We start from the raw sequence: 23,687 nt of genomic DNA, 5'->3' as shown, positions 1-23,687 counted from the left end.
CAAAAATATAATCAAAAGAAAATATTTTATTTTTTTATCTAAAAAAATCTTACAAAAAAAACATTAAAATTTCTAAAAAAACAACTAACTAATCTCAAAACCATACCTTGTTAACTTTTGTTTAACAAATTGTTGAAAATATATGAAATAAATACTCCGTTAGCTTATCTGAACAAATTTTAACTTTTAAAACTCAAAAAAATGAAAATTATTTCAAAAATCACCAATGCTATTGTTATAACAGCATTAATTTTAACAGCTTCATCTTGTGGCGATGATGATGATGGTAATGTTATCATACCCACAGATGATAATATAGTTGCTATCGCAACTGCAGACTCAGATTTATCTTTATTGGTAACAGCTCTTGCTGCTGCAGATGGAGATTTAGTATCTGTACTTAATGGTAGTGGACCATTTACTGTTTTAGCTCCAACAAACACAGCTATACAAGCCTTTCTAACCGCGAACAATTATGCAGATATTAGCGCTGTGCCAACAGATGAATTACAACAAATCTTATTAAATCACGTAATTCCTGGAGAAGTTAGTTCCACTACACTTACTAACAATGTAGCTGGTTATACTGAAACTTCTTCAACCGCTGGCCCTAATGGATCAACTATTAGTATGTACTACAATACTACAAATGGTGTTGTTTTTAATGGAGGTGCAACTGTAAGCACACCAGATATTGCAGCATCTAACGGTATAATTCATAAAATAGACGCAGTAATTGGTTTACCTGATGTAACCACTTTTGCTACAGCAGATCCTAATTTCTCAAGATTGGTAGAAGCTTTAACCGCTTATAGTTTTGACTATGTTACTACTTTACAAGGAGATGGTCCTTTTACAGTTTTCGCCCCAAATAACACTGCTTTTGATACTCTATTAGATACTGATGCTTCTTGGAATACTCCTAGTGATATTCCAGAACTTATTTTAGAGAATTCATTAAATATTCATGTTATTCCTGATTCTAACTTTAGAGAAATAAATTTAGTTGATGGCAATCTTTCCGGCATAACTGGAGAAATAACTATAGATGCTACAGCAAAAACTGTGCGTCCTGAAGGAACAGATACTGTAAATGCCAGCAATATTACCACAACAGATATACAAGCCACTAATGGTGTTATACACGTGATAGATCAAGTTATGGTATTATCACCCGTTATAATTCCAAACTAGAGATAAGTAGATGAATAAAAGCCCTTTTTCTAATTAGAAAAAGGGCTTTTTTTAAATATTAAAGTTTTTATTACTTTTTACTAGCTTTTTGTTGTTCTGCCTGCTCCATTAATTCTTTCATCTTCTTCTGAAACTTACCTTGTTTTTTAGGTTTTTTCTTGTTCTCTTGAATCTTAGCATGAATTTTATCTTCGTCTATAATCACATTCTTAATAACTAACATAATACCAATAGTAATCAAGTTAGAAATAAAATAATATAGAGAAAGTCCACTTGCATAGTTATTAAAGAAAATCAACATCATTAAAGGAGACAAATACATAATAAACTTCATATTAGGCATCCCAGGTTGTTGTTGCTGCATCGTTTGCCCAGTTGTCATCATCATATAAATAAATATAGCAATAGAAGCTAATATTGGAAATAAACTAATATGATCACCATAAAATGGTATTTCGAATGGTAATTTTGCAATAGTGTCATAACTTGATAAATCATCAGCCCACAAGAAACTCTTCTGTCTTAAATCAAAGGCACTCGGAAAGAAGTTGAACAACGCATAAAACACAGGAATCTGCATAAGCGCTGGTAGACAGCCACTCATAGGACTCGCCCCAGCCTTACTATATAAAGCCATAGTTTCCTGCTGCTTTTTCATAGCATTATCCTTATACTTCTCATTAATCTCTGTAATCTCAGGCTTTAATATTTTCATTTTCGCTTGAGAAACATAGGATTTATATGTTACTGGAGACAATACAATTCTCACCACGATTGTCATTACTACTATAGCTATACCATATGGTAGAAAACCACTTAAAAACCCAAAAAATGGAATAAATATATATCTATTTATCACTCCAAAAATCCCCCATCCTAGCGGCACAATCTCGTCTAAGTTACGATCATAAGAACTTAAAATCTTATAATCCGTAGGACCATAATACCAGTTCATATTATAGTTTAACTCACCACCTTTAAGTTCTAGAGGCATAGAAGCTGCAAACTCTTTTGTAACTTTAATGTCTTTATCATCTAATTCACTAGTATTAGCAACATTTTTCGAAGCAAATGTTGCTGTTTTAAAAGGAGTATCTGTTAATAAAACAGAAGTAAAGAAATGTTGTTTAAATCCTACCCAAGTTACTTCTTCTTCAGTGTCCTCTGCAAAATCTCCTTGTCCAGTATAATCATCTTTCCCTCCATCATACTCATAAAGAATCTCCGTATATCGATTTTCGTAAGAAGCACTTTTAGCTTGTCTTATAGCCTGTAATTTCCAATCTAAATTAACTACCTGACTTGAATTAAACACCTGTTGTAATCCTTGTGATTTAATTGAAAAATCCAACATATAATCATTAGGTTTCAATTCATAACGGTATTCTAAAAACTTAGAATCAGAAACTTTAAGTTTCATGGACAAAACAGTATTATCCCCATTTTTAGTAACAGTTGGTTCAAAAAACAGGTCCTTCGTATTTAAAATTCTATTATCCGTTGTTCCGAAATTAAGATTAAATGAAGCGTTTTTGCCATCTTTAATTAGATATAAAGGAACGGAATCATACGTTTTGAAGTTTTTTAATAATGCTTCTTGAATATAACCTCCTCGATTATTAATCTTTAAAGTTAAAACTTCATTTTCAATTTTAGTAACATTTTCTTTTGCAGAAGGCAAACTAGCAGAATACGCAAATGCACCTAATTGAGATTTAGCAGCAACTACCGCAAGGGAATCTTGTGGATTCGCCACAATAGCTTCACTTTCTTTTACAAAATCTGTCGTCTTATTATCTTGAGTTTTTTCTTGAGCTTCAACTTGTTCTTGTTCAGCCTTTTGAGCCTCAATCTCTTCTGGTGTTGGTTTATTAACCCAAAACATCCACGCAAAAATTCCAAATATCAGTACAAATCCAATTACTGTATTAAGGTCAAACTTTTTTTCTTCCATTGATATGTGTATAAAAAAACCTCTATCCTTTTAGGTTAAAAAAGAGGCTTTCTAAAATTATATTACTTTTCTTTTGTCAATTATCTAGCCAGTTAGAGATACTATGACACTTTGACATCTTTATTACAGTTAGAATATGCCACTGCTGCTTTTACAAAAGCTACAAAAAGCGGATGAGGATTAGCTACTGTACTTTTATATTCTGGATGATACTGCACACCTACAAACCAAGGGTGTTCAGGAATTTCCACAATTTCTACTAAACCTGTTTTAGGATTTATTCCTGTTGTTTTAAGCCCTGCTTTTTCTAATTGTTCTTTGTATTGATCATTATATTCATAACGATGACGATGGCGTTCGGTAATTAAAGGTTTTCCATAGGCTTCGGACACTTTGCTATCGTCAACTAATTCACAATCCCAAGCACCAAGCCTCATAGTTCCCCCCATATCTGTGATATTCTTTTGTTCTTCCATCAAACTAATCACTGGATACGCTGTGTTTTCATCTACCTCTACTGAGCATGCGTCTTTTAATCCTAAAACATTACGTGAATACTCTATAACTGCCATTTGCATTCCTAAACAAATACCGAAAAAAGGCAATTTGTTTTCTCTTGCATATTGTACTGCTTTTATCTTTCCTTCTATTCCTCTTTCTCCAAAACCTGGAGCAACTAATATACCATCAAGATGCGCAATTTTAGTAGCTATAGTCTTATCATCTATATATTCAGAATGTATACTTTCTACATTTATTTTTACCTCGTTTTCTGCACCAGCATGAATAAAAGCTTCTAAAATAGATTTATAAGAATCTTGTAATTCTACATATTTACCTATTAAACCTATTGTTACTTCACACTTAGGATTCTTATGTCGTTTTAGAAAATCATTCCATTTATCCAAATTAGGAACATTATCGTCTCTAAGTACAAGTTGTTTTAATACCACAGCATCTAACCCCTCTTCCAACATCAAATTAGGAACATCGTAAATAGTAGATGCATCAATCGACTGAATAACCGCCTCTTGCCTTACATTACAGAACAATGCCAGCTTTCTCCTCAGATCTTCTGACAACTCATGTTCTGTTCTACACACCAAAATATCTGCTTTTATACCGCTTTCCATTAATGTTTTCACACTATGTTGTGTAGGCTTAGTTTTTAATTCTCCAGCGGCAGAAAGGTATGGTATTAATGTAAGATGAATCACTAAAGCATTCGTATCTCCTAATTCCCATTTTAACTGCCTAACAGCTTCAATATATGGTAAGGATTCAATATCACCAACTGTTCCACCTATTTCAGTAATTACAATATCATAATCCCCGCTCTTGCCAAGAATCTGAATTCTTTCTTTTATTTCGTTCGTTATATGAGGTACTACCTGAACAGTTTTACCAAGGAATTCTCCTCGACGTTCTTTCTCAATAACACTCTGATATATTCTTCCGGTAGTTACGTTATTCGCCTGAGAAGTTGGTGTATTTAAAAAGCGTTCATAATGTCCTAAATCCAGATCGGTTTCTGCACCATCATCGGTTACATAGCATTCTCCATGTTCATATGGGTTCAATGTTCCAGGATCAACATTGATATACGGATCTAATTTCTGAATTGTAACTCTGTATCCTCTAGCCTGTAGCAATTTTGCCAATGAAGCTGCTATAATCCCTTTTCCTAAAGAAGAAGAAACGCCTCCAGTTACAAAAACATATTTGGTATTAGCCATGTAAACTTAACTATTTGTTCGGTTGTGTTTAAATTTTGCGCAAAAATACAAAGAAGAACCCAAACTAGGTATCGAAAATAAAGCAATATTTCTGCAACTTATCCATAATTCTTTAACAGTGTAAAAAACTGATAATGAATTATTAAAACTCTAAAACAAAAAACCCATCTAAATGAGATGGGTTTTTTGTTTATCTAAAAACTTTTTATTCTTCTTCATCAGAAGTTACTTCTTCTGGCTCTTCAAAATCAGTAATTCCTTTAGCTTGTAAAATATTATACCACTGTATCACTTTTTTCATATCACTTACATATACTCTGTCTTCATCATAATCAGGTAATACTTCGCTAAAATAAGCTTCTAACTTATTCTTAGACTCTTTGTGACTAATTGCTTTTTCTCCATTCTCTTTTTCCTGGATTCTTTTAAAAATTTCTCTTAAAGGAACTTCTTCTGTAAAAGTATAGATTGCAATTTCACTAAGAATACTAACGTTATTTTGAATACTAACAGAAAGTTTTTTTCCATCCGCTAATGATTCAGCCACAAAACCACTTCTGGTCTGCGCCTTTAATTCATATAAACCTGGTTTTCCAGAAATTGATAATATTTTGTCTAAGCTCATAAATTTATCTTCAAAGTTGGCAAATATCAGTAGTTCATTTTTAAAAATCAAACATTAACCAACATAAATTGTATTGTAATTCTATGTAAATTCTAAAAATCGATTAACGTCCTTTTTTAGCTAAAGGGAACTTCATCCTATAATCAGCACTAATCTTTCCTTTAGATATATTAGTAAGTTTTCCTTTAATTAAACGTTTTTTAAGACTTGATAATTTATCTGTGAACAAAACTCCTTCAATATGATCATACTCATGCTGGATCACTCTAGCAGCTAGACCACTATATGTTTCTGTATGTTGCACAAAATTTTCATCTAAATAATTAATCTTGATCGTTTCTTTTCTAAAGACATCTTCTCTAACCTCTGGAATGCTTAAACATCCTTCTGTAAAAGCCCATTCATCTCCAGTTTCTTCTATAATTTCAGCATTTATAAAAACTTTTTTGAACCCTGTTAATGTTTTTCTCTCTTCTTCAGAAAGTTCTTCATCATCCGCAAAAGGTTCTGCATCTACTAAAAATAAACGTATTGGAAGTCCAATTTGTGGAGCCGCAAGACCTACTCCATGAGCATTGTACATCGTTTCGAACATGTTTTCAAGCAATTCCGAAAACTTAGGATAATCCTTAGAAATCTCCTTTGCTTTTTTCTTTAATACTGGATCGCCGTACGCTACAATGGGTAAAATCATATTATTAATATTCTCTGTTTTTATTCTCTATTTTTAAATTTACCTTTACAAATTATAAAGGTAATCCTGAAGGATGATGGTAGCACTAATCTGATCTACCAATGCCTTATCTCTTCGTTTCTTTTTAGATATTCCACTGGCAATCATTGTATCAAAAGCCATTTTAGAAGTAAATCGCTCATCTATTCTTTTCACAGGAATATCAGGTAACATTTTTGACAACTTCTCCAAAAACGGCTGTATCAATTTCTCACTTTCAGAAGGATCTCCGTGTAAGCGTTTTGGTTCTCCCACTACAAATAACTCTACATCTTCGGCTGAAACATATTCTTGTAACCAATTCAATAAATCCTTAGTATCTACAGTAGTCAATCCAGAGGCTATAATCTTTGACTCGTCTGTAACAGCAATTCCACATCGCTTTCCTCCATAATCTATTGCTAAAATCCTTGCCATATTATATTTTGTGCAAAAGTATGACATTATTATAAAATAGTTCTAATTATTAAGAGTATCCTAAAATATTCAATGAGCATATGATTTTCGAATGAAGCTGTTATCTTTACGAAAATTTTTAATAAATGAACCAACTAAAGGAAACCATAGAAAAAGCTTGGGATAATAGAGAGCTTTTAAAAGAGTCAAACACTCAGGATGCTATAAGAAAAGTAGTCGACTTATTAGATGCTGGTGAACTTCGCGTAGCAGAACCAACTAAAGATGGATGGCAAGTAAATGAATGGGTAAAAAAAGGAGTTGTGCTCTATTTTCCTATTCAGAAAATGGAAACACTTGAAGCTGGTATTTTTGAATACCACGATAAAATTCCATTAAAAAAAGGGTATAAAGAAAAAGGAATTAGAGTCGTTCCTAATGCCGTAGCTCGTCATGGAGCTTATATTTCTCCAGGAACCATACTAATGCCTAGTTACGTAAACATTGGTGCATATGTAGATGAAGGTACCATGGTAGATACTTGGGCAACGGTAGGTAGTTGTGCTCAGATTGGAAAAAATGTTCATCTAAGTGGTGGTGTTGGAATTGGTGGTGTCTTAGAACCACTTCAAGCGGCTCCTGTTATCATAGAAGATAATGCATTTATCGGATCTAGATGCATCGTAGTAGAAGGAGTACGCGTAGAAACTGAAGCTGTACTTGGTGCCAATGTGGTATTAACTGCATCTACCAAAATTATTGATGTAACTGGTGATACACCTGTAGAAAGAAAAGGAGTCGTACCTGCAAGATCAGTAGTTATACCAGGAAGTTATACTAAAAAGTTTGCTGCAGGAGAATATAATGTTCCTTGTGCCTTAATTATTGGTAAGCGTAAAGAAAGTACTAATAAAAAGACTTCCCTAAATGATGCCTTGAGAGAGCACGATGTAGCTGTATAATTAGAAATGAATATGTATACTTGTGAGCTTGTCTTTTAGGCAAGCTCATTCTTTTAATCAATAGTTAGGTAAATGAAAATATTAGTCATTCAGCAAAAAATGATCGGTGATGTACTTACAAGTACAATTATTTGTGAGGCACTAACTAAAGAGTACCCTAATGCAACGATTGACTATTTAGTAAATTCTAATACAAAACCAGTAACTCTAGAAAACCCTTTTTTCAACACAATTATTGAATTTAAAAATGAATATCGCGATAGTAAAAAAGCATTTTATTCATTTCTAAAAGAAATCAAAAAGGCAAAATATGATTTGGTTATAGATGCATACGGAAAATTAGAAAGCAATCTTATTTCTTTCTTTTCGAAAGCCCCAAAAAAAATATCTTTTTATAAATGGTACACTAAATTTATTTATTCTGAAGTAGTACATAGAAAATCAGACCCTATTACTAATGCTTCTATTGCAATAGAAAATCGACTTCGGTTGGTATATCCTGAAGACAGACTTACTTCCAACATAATTCGTCCTAAAATATTTTTGACAAAAAAAGAACAGGAAACTTCTAAAGCATATCTAACTACCAACGGAATTTCTTCAGAGACACCGCTGATAATGATAAGTGTTGTAGGTAGCGAAATTAGAAAAACACTACCTTTCGAATACATGTCCAAAGTTATTGATGAAATTGTGACAACAACCTCAGCCAATATTCTTTTTAACTATATACCTAGTCAAGAAAAAGATGCCAAGACTATTTATGATTTAACAACAAAAAGCACACAACAACATATTCATTTTAATGTATTCGGAAAAAGTTTACGTGAATTTATAGCTATATTATCTCATTGCGATGTTTTAATTGGAAATGAAGGCGGAGCTGTAAATATGGCAAAAGCCCTAGACAAACCAACTTTTACTATTTTTTCGCCTTGGATTATTAAAAAGGACTGGAATATGTTTGAAGATGGTATTACACATGACTCTGTACATCTTTATGACACCAAGCCCGAATTATATGGAGATAAAACTCCAAAAGAAATGAAAGATCATGCATTAGAATTATATAAAAATCTTTCTTCAGAATTAATAATCCCAAAACTTAAAACGTTCCTTAAAAATTTAAATCTTTAGTCCTTTTCAATTCCAAAAGGAGTTCTAATCACTTGATCTCGTTTTGTAACTTTTCTTATAGCCTTATTCCTTGTAATCATTTCTGGATGAACATATCCTCTTTCGTGATATAGATGTACACAAATTGCACTATATCGTATCTGTTTAGCCTTTATTCCTAGATTAAATAAACGTTCTCCTATCTCTCTATCCTCTCCTCCATATTGCATTCGCTCATCGAAACCATTTACCAATAAAACATCTTTTTTCCATCCAGAGACATTCATACCATCCCAAGTAGCTTTAGTGGGTGTACTAAAATTAAGAAAACGTTCTTTCCATCCATCAGCTGTTAATTTATTTAGCTTAAAAGAAGATTTTAGCCCTTTACTTATTAACCATTTAGCATCAAAACATTCTTGATTTTTTATATGCTGTTCAGAAATCAATTCAGAAATATCTTTTGGCAACTTAAAATACCCTCCTGACAAAAAACAACCGAGTTTTCTCATCCGCAGGTGAGTTTCAACAAAATCCTTTCTAGGAATACAATCACCATCCGTAAATAATAGGTAATCAGAATCTGCTACTGTAATAGCTTTATTTAAAATTACTGTTTTTCTAAACCCTTGATCTTCGTGCCAAATATGTTTTAAAGGATAACTAACTCTTTTAGAAAACTTTAAAACTAATTCCTTTGTATCTTCTGTTGACCCGTCATCTGCAACAATTACTTGAAAATTCTTTATACTTTGGCATTCATATCCAAATAGCACTTTACTCAACCATTCTGGTTGATTGTAAGTACTTATGATTACTGTTATTTCTAGTGATTGCATTGCCGTAAAAATAACTATTTTTGCACGATACATTTATAAATAAAGCATCAATCTTAAAGTATCCGAATGGTTAAACTCTCTGCTGTTATTATCACTTACAATGAAGAAAAAAAAATAGAGCGATGCCTCTCATCTTTAGTGGGTGTGGTTGATGAAATCGTTATTGTCGATTCTTTTTCTACAGATAGAACAGAGGAAATATGTAAACAGTTTGATGTAAAATTTATTAAGCAAAAGTTTTTAGGATATATAGAACAAAAAAACTTTGCTATTACTCAAGCTTCTAATGATCATATTATATCATTAGATGGTGATGAGGCTTTATCTTGTGAACTTCAGAACTCTTTGATAAAATTAAAATCCAATTGGATTCACGATGGATATTATATGAATCGATATAATAATTTTTGTGGGCAATGGATAAAATACTCTGATTGGTATCCAGATAAAAAATTAAGGGCTTTTATAAAGGGAAAGGGAGAGTGGAAAGGTATAAATCCTCACGATTCTTTTAAACTGACAGCCCCTAAAGCTTCCTCAAAACTAAAAGGTGATATATTACATTGGAATTATGCGACCTACCAGGAATTTAATCTTAAAACAGATAAGTTCTCTACAATATCAGCACAATCTTACTATCAACTAGGAAAAAGAGCTCCTATTTGGAAGATTATTCTTAATCCAACTTGGGCATTTTTAAAATCTTATTTTCTAAGATTTGGATTTCTAGACGGATTTAATGGCTTTGTTATATGCATACAAACTGCGAACATTACTTTTCTAAAATACTCTAAGCTAAGGGAATTAATTAAACAACAAAAACAATAAATCAGCATTCTAACCTAACTAAACAAAGGCTTTTGATAATAAAACCTGCTATTCTATTTTTATTCACGTAAAAAAATAATGGCTCATCGGGTTTTTTCAAGGTTTATCCATATTTCTAAAATCCAAGAAAGCTTCTCATATAGTTTTGAATAAAAAATATTTAAAACTATATGCATATGATCAAAAAAATTGTATACCTGCTCTTTTTATGCACACTTGGAACAATTGGACAAGAACAATTTACCATAAGTGGATATATAAAAGATGTTAGCTCTGGAGAGAAATTACTAGGAGTTAATATCATTATTGATAATTCCATAGGAACCACAACAAATGATTATGGTTTTTATTCCATGAACATAGAAAAAGGAACCCATCAAATAGAAATCAGTTATTTAGGATATAAAACTATTCTTAAAGAAATTCAAATTACAAATAATCAAAAAATAGATTTTAATCTAACAGAAGAGTTAGCTCAATTAGATGAAATCATCATTTCATCTAATAACACAAGAAAAAAAATCGAATCAACAGAAATGAGTGTTATTTCATTACAAGGAGAAACTATTAAGAAAATGCCAGCTATCCTTGGAGAACCTGATGTACTAAAATCATTACAACTATTACCAGGAGTATCCAGTGTAAACGAAGCCTCTTCTGGATTTAATGTAAGAGGTGGCTCTGTAGATCAAAATCTAATATTACTGGATGAAGCTACTATATATAACGCTTCACATTTATTTGGTTTCTTCTCTGTATTCAATTCTGACGCCATCAAAAATGCTAAATTATACAAAGGAGGAATTCCAGCTATATATGGAGGAAGATTATCTTCTGTACTGGATATAAAACAAAAAGAAGGGAATACTAAAAAATTTGGAGGGAACATCGGAATAGGTCTTATCTCTGCCAAAGCATTAATTGAAGGACCTATTCTAAAAGGTGATAAAGAAGAAGCTTCAGGTAGTTATATGTTAGCAGGTAGAAGATCATACATAGACCTATTTTCATTCCTTCTAGAGGATTTTGAAGATAGCTCTTTATTTTTCTATGATTTCAATCTAAAAGCGAACTATGACTTGAATAAAAACAATCGATTATTTCTTTCAGGATATTTCGGTAGAGACACATTTGAACTTGATGGATTATTAGGAACAACTTGGGGAAATACATCTGGAACATTAAGATGGACAAGCGTTATCAACGAGAAATTATTTCTACAGACTTCCGCTATTTTTAGTAATTACGAATACAACTTAGATAATCTAAGAACAGGTTCCGAGTTTAGATGGAAATCCAGTATCACCAACTACAACCTAAAACCAAAACTGTCTTGGTACATTAATAATAACAACACACTTAAAACAGGAGTAGATATGACATATTATCAATTTAAACCTGGAAAAATATCATCTCTAAATGGATCCAGTATCAATGGAGAAGAATTTAGTGATAAGTTTGGTTTAGAAAACGGGGTTTATGTTGATCTAAAACAAAAATTATCAAATAAACTTAGTGTTCAATATGGGCTAAGATGGTCCAACTTTTTTCGACTAGGGTCCCAAGAAATAAACCAATATGAAACAGGAACTCCTTTAACCTATTATGCCGAACAAGATATTTATGAAGAAAATGAAGTAATAGGAACTACACAATACGGTTCTGGAGATAATATAAAATCATTTAACGGAATAGAACCTAGAGTATCCGCAAGATATTTACTAAATGATTCTAATTCTTTTAAACTAAGTTATAATAGAATGTATCAGTATTTACATTTAATTTCCAACACTACCTCTCCTACTCCTCTGGACGTATGGTCTCCAAGTGGTCCCTATATAAAGCCACAATATGCTGATCAATTAGCGTTAGGATACTTTACATCATTCAATAAAGGAAAATATGACTTAAGTCTCGAAACATATTACAAGAAACTTAATGATGTTACTGATTTTATTGATGGAGCGGATCTAATATTTACTGAAGAGATAGAAACGCAAATTGCACAAGGAGAAGGAAGAGCATATGGATTAGAAGTACAACTAAATAAAAATGAAGGTAGATTAACTGGATGGTTAAGCTATACACTTGCTAAATCAGAAACTAAAGTTCTCGGAATCAACAATAACGAATACTACCCATCTAACAGTGATCAATTACACAAATTAAATCTAGTTGGATTCTATAAACTAAATAAAAGATGGGATTTTGGAGCCAATTTTGTTTTTGGTTCAGGAAGACCTGTAACCTATCCTACAGGGCGATATGAACAAAATGGATTAGTAGTCGCGGATTACAATAATAGAAATGGAAATCGATTACCTGCCTATCACAGATTAGACATATCAGCTACTCTAAATCCTAAAAAAGGAAAAAACGGTAAATGGGTATTCAGTCTTGTAAACGTGTATAACAGACAAAACGCAGCTTCTATCTACTTTAATGAAGTTGGAGAGGTTGGAGATCAAGAAATTGCGACCGGAATGACGCAGGCAACCAAGCTATCATTCTTTGGTATCGTTCCAAGTATATCTTATGAATTCAAATTTTAAAAAAACATCAAATGAAAAATATATTTATAACATCCATACTAATCATCTCATTACTTTTCATATCGTGTGAGACAGATGTAACCAGTGACATCACCTTAAATGAGAGTACTCCGAGGTTAGTTCTTAATGGCGGATTAGAGAGAAACACTGTAACTCCACTAGCAACACAGAGAATTCAATTAACCACCACTGCTTCGTTTTTATCTACAGAAGATCTTCCTTTTGTCGATAACGCAGTAGTTACAATAACAGATGGAACTAATTCTTGGACATTTAATCATTCAACAAATGGAATTTACGAAAACTCGGATATAATTCCAGAAATCGGAAACACATATACCATTACAATAAACTGGAATGAAGAAACCTACGAAGGATCAGATTCTATAAGTGAAGTACCTTCATTTGATAATTTCTATTTTGAATTTGAAGAAGAAACAATCGCAACAGATGCAGGATATTTTGTTAAATTTGATACTACAGACCCTATAGATATTGCTAATTTTTATTATTATCGCCTTTTTAAAAATAATGAATTTATTATAGTTCCGGATCCAGGAAATAGCGAGGTTTTAATTGTTTCAGATGAATTCTTTGATGGTAGACAACGTATTGGTGTAAATCCAAATGATGAAGTGCCTTTTGAAATCGGAGATATTGCTACAGCACAACAATTATCAATATCTGAAGACTATTTCGATTTCTTAAACGAATTGTTTATACAAACAGGAAATTTAGGTAATCCAATAATTGGTAACCCGCCACCAGCTTCAATACGTGGAAATTTAATAAATTTAAGCAACCCCAATAATAGAGCATTAGGGTTCTTTTATACAGTAGATATCGAAGAAGATACCATAACAATCATAGAAAATTAAAACTAATAAATTGAAAACTAACAGGATTTATTTTTATTTATTCATTATTCTTCTGTTTAATGCTTTTCACCTTATTAGTGAAATTTATACTGCTGATCTAAAAGAAGGGCTTTCTGAAACTATTATATTATTACCTGTAAGTTTCATTTATACTTTGTTTATTTTTTGGTCTAGAGTTTATTTAAAAAACAAACTAATTCCAAAAATAATAGATATAGAAAATAGATCTCAGTTCTTAAGTGTTTGGACTACCGTTATTTTAACAAAAACAGTTACACTAACATTTATCTGGCAGACAGTTGCTTATACATTTGAAAATGATAAAGAACTTGAAAGATCTTTTTTTGATTTGGTGTTCTGGCTAGTTTTATTAATCAATTTCGCAGTCATTGCTTTCGTATATTTTATTGAAATTTTCTTAGAATCTCAGCAAGAGAAACAGGACATCAAAATTAAGCTCACGCAATATCAAAATGAAAAATCAGTAGCTCAATACTTGGCCTTAAAAAAACAATTAAATCCTCATTTTCTTTTTAATAGTTTTAATAGTTTATCTGGCTTAATAAGTATTGACACTAAAAAAGCAGAACACTTTTTACAAGAATTATCTAATATTTACCGTTATAACTTAACTCAGAGCGAAGAGGTAGTAGTACCGTTAAAAAAAGAATTAGAACTTATTAATTCATACATGTCATTGCAGAAAATTCGATTTGGAGAAAGTATCATTTTTCAAAATGATATCGAAGAATCTAAACTACACCTTCTACTACCTCCTATGACTTTAGAATTACTTTTTGAAAATGCTATCAAACATAACAGTGTGGACATCAGTAAACCTTTAAAAATAACTATTTCAATTGATAATTTAAGTCTTAAAGTCGTGAATAACTTCCAACCTAAAAATAATGATTATGAAAAATCGCTTGGTATTGGACAAAAGAACTTAGTAAATCAATACAAGATGTTGCATTCCGAGATTCCTGTTTTTAACATACTTAACAACAATTACATAGCCTCTATACCACTTATTCAACCTGAAATATGACCAAAGCTATTATTATAGAAGATGAGAGTATTGCAGCTATTAGATTACAAAATCTAATTCAAGAAGTCAATAACCAAATAATGATTGTTAAGGTTCTGACCTCCATAAATGAATCAATACAGTATTTATCGACAGAGAGTCCTGACTTAATTTTTTTGGACATCAATTTATCCGATGGATATTCTTTCGAAATCTTTAAAATATTAGAAATAAATACTCCAATAATTTTTACCACCGCATACTCAGAATATGCAATTAAAGCATTCGAACAAAACAGTATTGATTATTTATTAAAACCAGTCGCTAAAAACTCATTATCAAGGAGCATCGATAAATTCTTTGGACTTAATAAAAACAAGTTGCCTGAATACAAAGACTTGTTTCTTCACAACGGAAAAGATTATAAAAAACGATTTTTAGTAAAAATGAACAATAGTTTAAAGACTATCGAAATTGATCAAATTGCATATTTCTATACGGAAGAAAAACTAACTTTCATTCAACTCTGGAATGGTAAAAAGATTCCTATAGATTTTTCTTTAAAAAAATTAGAACAAGAATTAGACCCTTCCAATTATTTTAGGATTAACAGAAAATACATAATTCATCTAAAATGTATTGAAGAAATGTACTATACATCCAAATCTAGAATAAAAGTATCATTAACTCCTATTGCTTCTGAAAGCAACATTTTTGTTGCGATCGAAAAAATAGGAAAGTTTAAAAAATGGCTTTCTCTATAGTTTCTTACATACCGAATCTCTGTGTTTATGATACTGATTTTCAAACAGTAGCATTGAGGCTAATACATAAACACCCTACACTATAAAATAAAAGACAAGATCAGATCAATTAATAAACAAATCATCTATTTTTTTAGAACAATTCTCCCAAGTATAAGGCAACACGGTTTCTCTAACATCCGTTTTAATTAAAAATGCTTTTTCTATTAAGGTAATTACTTCTTTATAATCGGCATCTACATCAAACAAGAAACCATTTTCTCCTTCTGTAATAAGATCTGGACAAAAACCAGTTCTTGATGCTACGGGAACACAATTAGACATCATTGCTTCTAGCACAGGTACAGGACCTCCTTCGATCAAAGATGGAGATACAAAAACATCTATTTTACTATACAAATCTGGATAAGAATCATAAGGTTCTTCTTCAAGGTACTTAAAATTAGGCAAGTCAGATATCTCATTAAACCTATCATATTGTTGCCAATGACGACCAATTAAATAAAACTGTCGATCAGGCATATTTTTCACTAAATCAAGAACTAAGTCTGGGTTTTTTCGATCACTAAATGTTGAACAAAATCCTATACCTCCAGAACCTCTTTCGTGCGAATAAAAGAAAGAAGAAGAGGTAGCAATATGCATTACTTTAAGAATATCAGGTTTTACACCTAGATCTATCAAATACTTCTTAATTTCAGAATTTAAACAAATAACATAATCCGCTTTATTGAGGCACCAAACTACATGAGTTTTAGAATATTTTTTGGACCAAGTGGGATGTGTGAACATCACTACATTTTTTTTAAACAAAATACTTGGAGTACTCCTTAAGCATCGACAAAAATAGTTTTGGTAAATAAAATAATACGCATCTGCTTTTGGCAAATTCTTTAACTTATTATGATAAAATGTAGTTGCATTTAAAGATGAATATTTAGATAACCGTCTTACTTTAGCTCCAAAAATCCAATCTTTATCCTTTTCTCTAGCGATATAAACTGCTTTGTTTATTATCCTTCTAGATTTATTTTTTCTTAAGACAGAAAATAATATAACAACAATATATTTCCATTTATGAATTAGTGAAAAATATAATTGCTCTTTTAAGTTACTTTTTCCTGACATAACTACTTCTCTTTTTAATCTTCTCTTCACATGAAAAAACAACTAACTTTTCACAAAAACTAACTAAATAGGACTTTTAGACACTCTTTCTTTGTATTTTTTCTTCCAAAAAAATATTCTCTTTTTAATACGTATTTTACGATAAAAACGATGTTGAAAATCTTTGGTATATCCCCACATAAGATCAAATACCTTTGCCTTATCTTCTCCACTACATTTTGCATATTCATCACTCATAACTTCTATCATAGATTTATGAATAGTTAAACGTGCAAAATTTTTAATACGAGTTTCAAGATTCATGTTACCAAACTCCATGCGATTAAGATCTACTAAATAAAAATCATAACCGTTTTCCTTTCTTTTTATTAAAGTATTTCCAGGAGAATGATCCAGGAAGTTCACTCCATTCTTATGTAAAGTATATGTAAACCTAGTAAAAGCTCTTAGTATTTCTTCATGATCAGCAATACTAAAATCAGTAGTTAATTCTCTATAGGTAAGATCAGCTTCTACTAATTCACTTATATAAAAACTCTTTTTAAATAGAAAAGAAGTACTCCTTATTTCATAGGCAATTGGAAAAGGAGTCTTAATTTCAAAATCTAATAGTTTATTAGCATATCTATATGATCGCTCCGCCTTTGACTTTCTAAAAAACTTGTAAACAATTTGGTTGACAATATTAGGGATTTTAAAAGATTTGATAGCAAATTTCTTATTCCCTACAGTAACTATCTTTATGACATTTCGTTCAGCATCTCCTAAAATTTCTTTATGATTATCAAAATCAACAATTGCTTTTTCAATAGCCGGAGTCAAATCAGTATGATCTGGATGTACAACCAAGTTTTTTTTCATGGTCGTTAGGTGTTTTCGAATTTTGCTACAGTTGCGTATTGAGGATACCTAATATCGAGCTGAGTAAATAACACCGGAATGTTATACAAGTACGGTTTTATAGATCTACTTCGGTTGATGCCTGTATGCACTAAAACCTCATAACCCAGATCTTCATACATTCTCTGAATGCTCTTTTTTGTAAAAAAGCGTAAATGCGTTCTATCCATCACACCAAAATCCTCGTACTTCCAATCTTTCTGAACAAGAACTTTCATAAAGGTATTGTGATATCTAACATTAGGAATAGAACTAATCAACACACCATTTGCAGTTAGTTTATGCTTTATCTTATCTAAAACCTCATAAGGATCTACCAAATGCTCTAATACATCATTAAAATAAATTGCATCAAAATACTTATCTGGCAATTCATCTATATAATCTTCACATTTGCCAGAATAAACTTTGTGTAATTTGCTCTTGGCTACCTGAGCTTCTTTGTCCATATATTCTATACCCCAAACCTCTGCGCCTGTTGTATTTTTTAAGACTTCAGCAAAAGCTCCATTTCCACAGCCAACATCAATAATAGTTTTTGGGTTTTCCGGCAAATACTGAATCATTTCGTCTCTAATATTGTCGTAGTAACCACTAGGTTTATTTTCGTAATCCATTTGTTAAGTTATTCTGCAAATATATTTAAAATTAAACGATATAATTTCCATCAAAAAAACCTATTTAAATATTGTTGACATTGGTATTCTCGCAATCAGGTAATATATTATTCGTTAAGAACATTATTAAAACAAAAACTAAACAAATTCCAATTGCTTGTTTTATCGAAATGCAACCTTTACTTTTGATCCTTAAGCGCATAAATTATTATGAAAGATATTTCGATTATACTAATCAATTACAATTCTTCTTCTTTTACTATAGATTGTATTAAGTCAATTATAGAGAAGACATCAAACGACATATCTTATGAATTTATTGTAGTTGATAACGCCTCAGAATTAGATGATTATCTACTACTGGATAAAAAGATTAAAGAATTACAAGTCTCAAATCTAAAACTAATCCGAAGTAAGTATAATACTGGTTTTGGAGGAGGAAATATGCACGGAATACAATTTTCTAATGGAAAATATTACGCTTTCGTTAATAACGATACCATCCTACAAAATGATTGCCTAAATATTGTTTTTAATTTTCTAGAAAAAACGGAAGATGCATCAATATGTGCTCCTCAACAGTATAATGAACAAGGAGAGGTACAAAAATCATTTGATCATTTTCTTTCTTTACGCAGAGAACTATTCGGAAGAAAAGTATTAGAAAAAATTAATCCAACAAAATATCCTAAGAGAAAGAAAATCTATGACGCTTCAGTTAAAGTACAAAGTGTACCTGGATCATTTTTAGTTGTTTCGGCAGATGCTTTTGAAAAAGTTGGAGGTTTTGATACTAATATATTTTTGTATTACGAAGAAACGGATCTTTGCTATAGAATTTCGAAGAACATATCAAATGGTCATTGTTATCTTGTTCCGCAAGGTCGTTACACTCATTTTAAGGGACAAAGTACCCAGAAAAGTATAGCCATTAAAAAGGAATTAAAAATTTCACTATTATATGTTCTTAGAAAAAACTCAGGATACCTAGCTTATCAGGTATTAAGATCTTGGTTAACCTTTAAGTTCTTTTTTAAATCTATTATTAAACCCAAAAACTTTTCTCTTTTTATACTTTTTCTAAAAGGCGCTTCTTTATCAGAGTCATTAAAATTAAAACAAACAATTGCAAGAAAGTAGTATGCATATTTTACATTTATCTGCTGTTAAAAACTGGGGTGGTGGCGAAAACCATATAGAAAACTTATGCTCTGAGCTAGCTTTATCAAATCCTGAAGTAAGGAATACAATTTTTTGTGTAAAAAATGGTGCATTTCATAAAAGATTAAAAAAAACCAACTTAAATTTTATTCCTGCCACTCTATGGCCAAAATTTGATCCTAGATTTTTCATAAAACTAGGTCGAGTATGTAAAAAACAGAAAGTAGACATCATCCATATTCATGATCCTAGTGCCATATTACTAGCGATTTTAGCAGATAAATTTTACAAACTACCTCCTTTTGTTTTTAGTAAAAAAACTTCTTTTCCTATTAAACAACGAAAAAAGACGTTGTACAAGTACAACTACCCTAAAATTAAAAAAGTACTTTGTGTATCCAAAGAAACTCAGAAAATTGCTTCTGCAGGAATCGAAAATCAGGAAAAACTAATTACTATTTACCATGGAACAAATCTAAAAACCAAAAGTACAGAAACACCTTTCTTACTTAGAGAGAAATACAATCTAGCAAGTGACAAAATTATCATAGGAAACATAGCTAATCACATCAGAGCTAAACACTTAGACACCTTAGTTGATATTGTAGATATTATTATTAACAAACAAAAAAGAAAAGAATTCTTCTTTATACAAATAGGTACGTTTACTGACAGAACTGAGGCTTTAAAAGAACGAATCAAAGCATTAAATTTAGAAAACCATGTAGAGTTTTTAGGATACACTCCCAATGCATCCAATTTTTTACCACAATTTGATGTAAGCCTTGTCACTTCTCAAAGCGAAGGTGTCCCACAAGTAATCTACGAATCTTTTTATCATAAAACTCCAGTAATAAGTACTGATGTAGGTGGTATTCCAGAAATTGTTGACCAAGATATTAATGGCTTATTAAGTCCTATGCATACTCCTAAAAGCCTTTCTAAACATATCATAGAACTTTCAGAAAACCCTTTAAAACAAAAGAGTTTTGTTGATAAAGGATATGAAAAGCTTATTACAAAATTCACAACCGCTAATATGGCACAGCAAACTTTAGAAGTTTATAAAAATATAATACTAGATTAATAAGTATCATCTAACTATAATTATCAACACAGTAAGATCAGAATATCTATAAACGATAATTTTACAGTGCATTGACATAGAAAATATAATTCTAAAATTCAACAAGAATGGAAGATCAAAGAGAAGAAATACAAAAAACAATAGATACTCTTAAAAAAGGAGGACTTATTCTATATCCAACAGATACTGTATGGGGAATTGGATGTGATGCAACCAATGCTGAGGCGGTTGACAAGATATACGCTTTAAAACAAAGAGCAGATAGTAAGTCCATGTTATGTCTAGTTAGTGATTTCAAGATGCTTCAACAATATGTAGAAGAGGTTCCTGAGGTTGCTTATGACATATTAAAATATGCATCTAAAGCGACAACAATAATTTATGACAGACCACTAAGAGTGGCAGAAAATTTAATTGCAGCAGATAATACACTCGGAATTAGAGTCGCTCGTGATCCTTTTTGCGGAAAGTTAATCCGAAAATTCAAAAGACCAATCGTTTCTACTTCTGCTAATATTAGTGGAAAATCCACTCCTCGCAACCTAAAAGAAATAAGTAAAGAGATTTTGGAAGGCGTTGACTATGTTGTAAATTTGCCGTTGAAAAATAAAGATGCTAAACCTTCTTCAATTATAAAAATAGGTGGTGATAGCACAGTGAAAATTATCAGGAAGTAAATTGATTCATGTCGGAAGAGAAAAATTATAAAAAAGCATTACAACATTCTGTTTTTAATACTATTACCAAAGCAGCAGCTAATCTTCAATTAGAAAGCTACGTTATCGGTGGTTTTGTTAGAGATCATATTTTGCAAAGAGGAACCGCAAAAGATATCGATATTGTAGCTGTAGGTAGCGGAATTGAATTGGCAAAAGAAGTTTCTAAATTACTTCCGGGAAATCCAAAAATTCAAATCTTTAAGACCTACGGAACGGCTATGTTAAAAGCTAATGACATAGAGGTCGAGTTTGTAGGTGCCAGAAAAGAATCTTATCGAGAAAATAGTAGAAACCCAATTGTCGAAAATGGGACATTACAAGATGACCAAAACCGAAGAGATTTCACTATTAATGCCTTAGCACTAAGCCTTTCTGAAGATACATTTGGAGATATTTTAGATCCTTTTAATGGACTAGAAGATCTAAAGTCTAAAATTATTCGTACACCATTAGATCCAGATATAACCTACTCTGATGATCCTCTTAGAATGATGAGAGCAATCCGTTTTGCTACGCAACTCAATTTCAAGATTGAACCAACATCATTAGAAGCGATAACGAAAAATAAAGACCGAATTAAAATCATCACCAAAGAACGCATTGTTGATGAGCTTAATAAAATATTACTTAGCGAAAAACCTTCAGTAGGTTTTCTTTTACTAGAACAGACAGGATTACTACCATACATTTTGCCTGAATTAATGGCTCTAAAAGGCATTGATGAAGTAGAAGGACAAAAACATAAGGATAACTTCTATCACACCTTAGAAGTTGTAGATAATATATCCGAAAACACAGATGATCTTTGGCTTCGTTGGGCAGCGTTATTACATGATATAGGAAAAGCTCCTACAAAAAGATTTAATAAAAAAGTAGGATGGACTTTTCATGGTCACGAATTTGTAGGTTCTAAAATGGTATTTAAACTATTTAAGCGCCTAAAGATGCCTTTGAATGACAAAATGAAGTTTGTTCAGAAAATGGTATTAATGAGTTCTCGCCCGATTGTTATTGCCTCAGATGTAACAGATTCTGCAGTAAGAAGATTGGTATTCGATGCTGGTGATTATATAGACGAATTAATGACGCTTTGCGAAGCTGATATTACTACCAAAAACCCTAAACGCTTTAAAAAATACCACAACAATTTTAAAATTGTACGTCAGAAAATGGTCGAGGTAGAAGAGCGAGATCATGTTCGTAATTTTCAGCCCCCAGTAAGCGGAGAAGAAATTATGAAAACGTTTAACATTAAACCTTCTCGCGAAATTGGAATTATAAAGGAAGCCATTAAAGAAGCTATTTTGGAGGGAGAAATACCAAATGAACATGAAGCTGCTTATCAATTTATGATTAATAAAGGAGAAGAACTAGGGTTAAAAAAATAACTAAGACACTCATAATCTTTAGTATAAACATATGAAAAAATATTTCAGGCCACTTGTCATTACATCGGTTGTACTTATATATTTAATCATAATTGCTGGAGCAGTTGTTAGAATGACAGGATCCGGAATGGGATGTCCAGATTGGCCTAAATGCTTTGGGTATTATATTCCCCCTACAGATGAAGCTCAGATCCAATGGAAAGCTAATTATGAATATGAAAAAGGGTTTATAGTCATATTGGATAAAGAATTAAGAATCGCAACTAGAGACTTCTCATCTGCTTCCACATACAATCCTGATAATTGGGAACCCTACACCAAACATGATTATGCTAAGTTTAATGTATGGCATACTTGGATTGAATATATCAATAGACTTGTTACAGTACTTTCTGGAATTCCAATTTTATTGATGTTTATCCTATCGTTACGATTTTGGAAAGAAAATCGTAAAATACCCATATATGCGTGTATTACAATTATTGCAATGGCCTTTCAGGCTTGGTTAGGGAAAATTGTAGTCGATTCTAATTTACTACCACTTAGAATTACTGTCCATATGTTGGTTGCTTTCATTATTCTAGCAATATTGTTATATGTATTATTCTTAACAAGAGAAAAAATCACATCCATTAAGTTCGGAACTACATTTAAAAACATATTACTTTTTTCTACTATACTTACACTAATACAAGTGGCGTTAGGAACTCAGGTAAGACAATATGTTGATGAACAAATTAAAATTGTTGGAGAGCATACAAAATCCGAATGGTTAAGCCCTCCTACTTTCACCTTCTATATACACAGATCATTTTCCATATTGATTGTTTTAATAAATACTTGGCTTCTTTGGTATAACAAAAAAATGCAATTAGGAATATCTAAATTAAATTGGGTTATAGGATTAATCGGTTTAGAAGCATTAACAGGAATATTAATGTATTATTTTGATTTCCCTTTTCTATCACAACCCTTGCACTTGGTTATATCATCCTTATTATTTGGTGTACAGTTTTATATCATATTAGAGGTGTTTAAAAATAAAGTTATTGAAGCTTAAAATTTTAAAATAGTCACGAACAA

The 23,687-nt window shown here is 31.4% G+C and carries 22 protein-coding genes; 13 read left to right on the top strand and 9 right to left on the bottom strand.

Annotation, left to right across the window (positions count from 1 at the left end):
- Positions 1-201 precede the first annotated feature (201 nt).
- Positions 202-1,194, top strand: a complete 993-nt coding sequence (locus D1815_RS23415) for a fasciclin domain-containing protein (protein WP_118389772.1) — start codon at positions 202-204, stop codon at positions 1,192-1,194.
- Positions 1,195-1,264: 70 nt separating this feature from the next.
- Here the strand turns inward: D1815_RS23415 and yidC are convergent, their stop codons facing one another.
- The 5 genes from yidC to ruvX form a co-directional block, all read right to left on the bottom strand.
- Complete coding sequence (gene yidC, locus D1815_RS23410; protein WP_118389770.1) at positions 1,265-3,148, bottom strand: membrane protein insertase YidC; 1,884 nt, start codon at positions 3,146-3,148, stop codon at positions 1,265-1,267.
- 101 nt (positions 3,149-3,249) lie between these two features.
- Positions 3,250-4,884 carry a CTP synthase gene (locus tag D1815_RS23405; RefSeq protein ID WP_027392225.1) on the bottom strand — a complete coding sequence of 545 codons (1,635 nt, stop codon included), beginning with the start codon at positions 4,882-4,884 and terminating at the stop codon, positions 3,250-3,252.
- Positions 4,885-5,089: 205 nt separating this feature from the next.
- Positions 5,090-5,509 (bottom strand): DUF5606 domain-containing protein, encoded by a 420-nt coding sequence (locus tag D1815_RS23400; protein ID WP_027392226.1) that lies wholly within the window; start codon positions 5,507-5,509, stop codon positions 5,090-5,092.
- Between the two features lie 103 nt (positions 5,510-5,612).
- Positions 5,613-6,203, bottom strand: a complete 591-nt coding sequence (def, locus tag D1815_RS23395; protein ID WP_027392227.1) for a peptide deformylase — start codon at positions 6,201-6,203, stop codon at positions 5,613-5,615.
- A gap of 45 nt (positions 6,204-6,248) precedes the next feature.
- Positions 6,249-6,659, bottom strand: coding sequence for a Holliday junction resolvase RuvX (gene ruvX, locus D1815_RS23390; protein WP_027392228.1), 411 nt, complete (start codon positions 6,657-6,659; stop codon positions 6,249-6,251).
- Between the two features lie 125 nt (positions 6,660-6,784).
- Here ruvX and D1815_RS23385 point away from each other — a divergent pair, with 125 nt between their 5' ends.
- Together D1815_RS23385 and D1815_RS23380 are read left to right on the top strand one after the other, a co-directional pair.
- Positions 6,785-7,600, top strand: a complete 816-nt coding sequence (locus D1815_RS23385) for a 2,3,4,5-tetrahydropyridine-2,6-dicarboxylate N-succinyltransferase (protein WP_027392229.1) — start codon at positions 6,785-6,787, stop codon at positions 7,598-7,600.
- Between the two features lie 72 nt (positions 7,601-7,672).
- On the top strand, positions 7,673-8,737 hold the full coding sequence (locus D1815_RS23380; RefSeq protein ID WP_118389768.1) for a glycosyltransferase family 9 protein: 1,065 nt from the start codon (positions 7,673-7,675) through the stop codon (positions 8,735-8,737).
- On the opposite strand, the gene D1815_RS23375 is transcribed toward D1815_RS23380, so the two are convergent.
- Positions 8,734-9,555: a glycosyltransferase family 2 protein gene (locus D1815_RS23375; RefSeq protein WP_027392231.1), complete on the bottom strand. Its 822-nt coding sequence runs from the start codon at positions 9,553-9,555 to the stop codon at positions 8,734-8,736. The two genes, D1815_RS23380 and D1815_RS23375, sit on opposite strands and share 4 nt — an antisense overlap.
- 66 nt (positions 9,556-9,621) lie before the next feature.
- On the opposite strand from D1815_RS23375, the gene D1815_RS23370 reads away from it, so the two are divergent.
- The 5 genes from D1815_RS23370 to D1815_RS23350 all read left to right on the top strand — a co-directional run bounded on the left by D1815_RS23370 (position 9,622) and on the right by D1815_RS23350 (position 15,604).
- Positions 9,622-10,383: a glycosyltransferase family 2 protein gene (locus D1815_RS23370; RefSeq protein ID WP_118389766.1), complete on the top strand. Its 762-nt coding sequence runs from the start codon at positions 9,622-9,624 to the stop codon at positions 10,381-10,383.
- A gap of 176 nt (positions 10,384-10,559) precedes the next feature.
- Positions 10,560-12,935: a TonB-dependent receptor gene (locus D1815_RS23365; RefSeq protein WP_118389764.1), complete on the top strand. Its 2,376-nt coding sequence runs from the start codon at positions 10,560-10,562 to the stop codon at positions 12,933-12,935.
- Positions 12,936-12,946: 11 nt separating this feature from the next.
- Positions 12,947-13,813, top strand: coding sequence for a DUF4249 domain-containing protein (locus tag D1815_RS23360; protein ID WP_118389762.1), 867 nt, complete (start codon positions 12,947-12,949; stop codon positions 13,811-13,813).
- Between the two features lie 10 nt (positions 13,814-13,823).
- On the top strand, positions 13,824-14,861 hold the full coding sequence (locus D1815_RS23355) for a sensor histidine kinase (protein WP_051336014.1): 1,038 nt from the start codon (positions 13,824-13,826) through the stop codon (positions 14,859-14,861).
- Positions 14,858-15,604: a LytTR family DNA-binding domain-containing protein gene (locus D1815_RS23350; RefSeq protein WP_027392235.1), complete on the top strand. Its 747-nt coding sequence runs from the start codon at positions 14,858-14,860 to the stop codon at positions 15,602-15,604. The genes D1815_RS23355 and D1815_RS23350 overlap by 4 nt, the downstream gene beginning before the upstream one ends.
- 105 nt (positions 15,605-15,709) lie before the next feature.
- Here D1815_RS23350 and D1815_RS23345 read toward each other — a convergent pair whose 3' ends face one another.
- The 3 genes from D1815_RS23345 to D1815_RS23335 are packed head-to-tail and all read right to left on the bottom strand — an operon-like array spanning position 15,710 to position 18,249.
- Positions 15,710-16,762, bottom strand: a complete 1,053-nt coding sequence (locus tag D1815_RS23345) for a glycosyltransferase family 4 protein (RefSeq protein ID WP_158594499.1) — start codon at positions 16,760-16,762, stop codon at positions 15,710-15,712.
- A gap of 33 nt (positions 16,763-16,795) precedes the next feature.
- Positions 16,796-17,593: a lipopolysaccharide kinase InaA family protein gene (locus D1815_RS23340; RefSeq protein ID WP_118389760.1), complete on the bottom strand. Its 798-nt coding sequence runs from the start codon at positions 17,591-17,593 to the stop codon at positions 16,796-16,798.
- A gap of 5 nt (positions 17,594-17,598) precedes the next feature.
- Positions 17,599-18,249, bottom strand: a complete 651-nt coding sequence (locus D1815_RS23335) for a bifunctional 2-polyprenyl-6-hydroxyphenol methylase/3-demethylubiquinol 3-O-methyltransferase UbiG (protein WP_027392238.1) — start codon at positions 18,247-18,249, stop codon at positions 17,599-17,601.
- 210 nt (positions 18,250-18,459) lie between these two features.
- Here D1815_RS23335 and D1815_RS23330 point away from each other — a divergent pair, with 210 nt between their 5' ends.
- The 5 genes from D1815_RS23330 (at position 18,460) to D1815_RS23310 (ending at position 23,664) form a co-directional block, all read left to right on the top strand.
- Positions 18,460-19,389: a glycosyltransferase family 2 protein gene (locus D1815_RS23330; protein WP_118389757.1), complete on the top strand. Its 930-nt coding sequence runs from the start codon at positions 18,460-18,462 to the stop codon at positions 19,387-19,389.
- A 1-nt stretch (position 19,390) separates the two neighbouring features.
- Positions 19,391-20,497, top strand: a complete 1,107-nt coding sequence (locus D1815_RS23325) for a glycosyltransferase family 4 protein (RefSeq protein WP_118389755.1) — start codon at positions 19,391-19,393, stop codon at positions 20,495-20,497.
- A gap of 107 nt (positions 20,498-20,604) precedes the next feature.
- Complete coding sequence (locus tag D1815_RS23320; RefSeq protein ID WP_027392241.1) at positions 20,605-21,174, top strand: L-threonylcarbamoyladenylate synthase; 570 nt, start codon at positions 20,605-20,607, stop codon at positions 21,172-21,174.
- An 8-nt stretch (positions 21,175-21,182) separates the two neighbouring features.
- Positions 21,183-22,604 carry a CCA tRNA nucleotidyltransferase gene (locus D1815_RS23315; RefSeq protein WP_027392242.1) on the top strand — a complete coding sequence of 474 codons (1,422 nt, stop codon included), beginning with the start codon at positions 21,183-21,185 and terminating at the stop codon, positions 22,602-22,604.
- 31 nt (positions 22,605-22,635) lie between these two features.
- A complete protein-coding gene (locus tag D1815_RS23310) occupies positions 22,636-23,664 on the top strand; it encodes a heme A synthase (RefSeq protein WP_027392243.1) in 1,029 nt (342 codons plus the stop codon).
- Positions 23,665-23,687: the final 23 nt, after the last annotated feature.

This window comes from Aquimarina sp. AD1 (assembly GCF_003443695.1).
Taxonomy (GTDB): Bacteria; Bacteroidota; Bacteroidia; order Flavobacteriales; family Flavobacteriaceae; genus Aquimarina; species Aquimarina latercula.
This window is presented reverse-complemented; position numbering and strand designations above follow the sequence as displayed.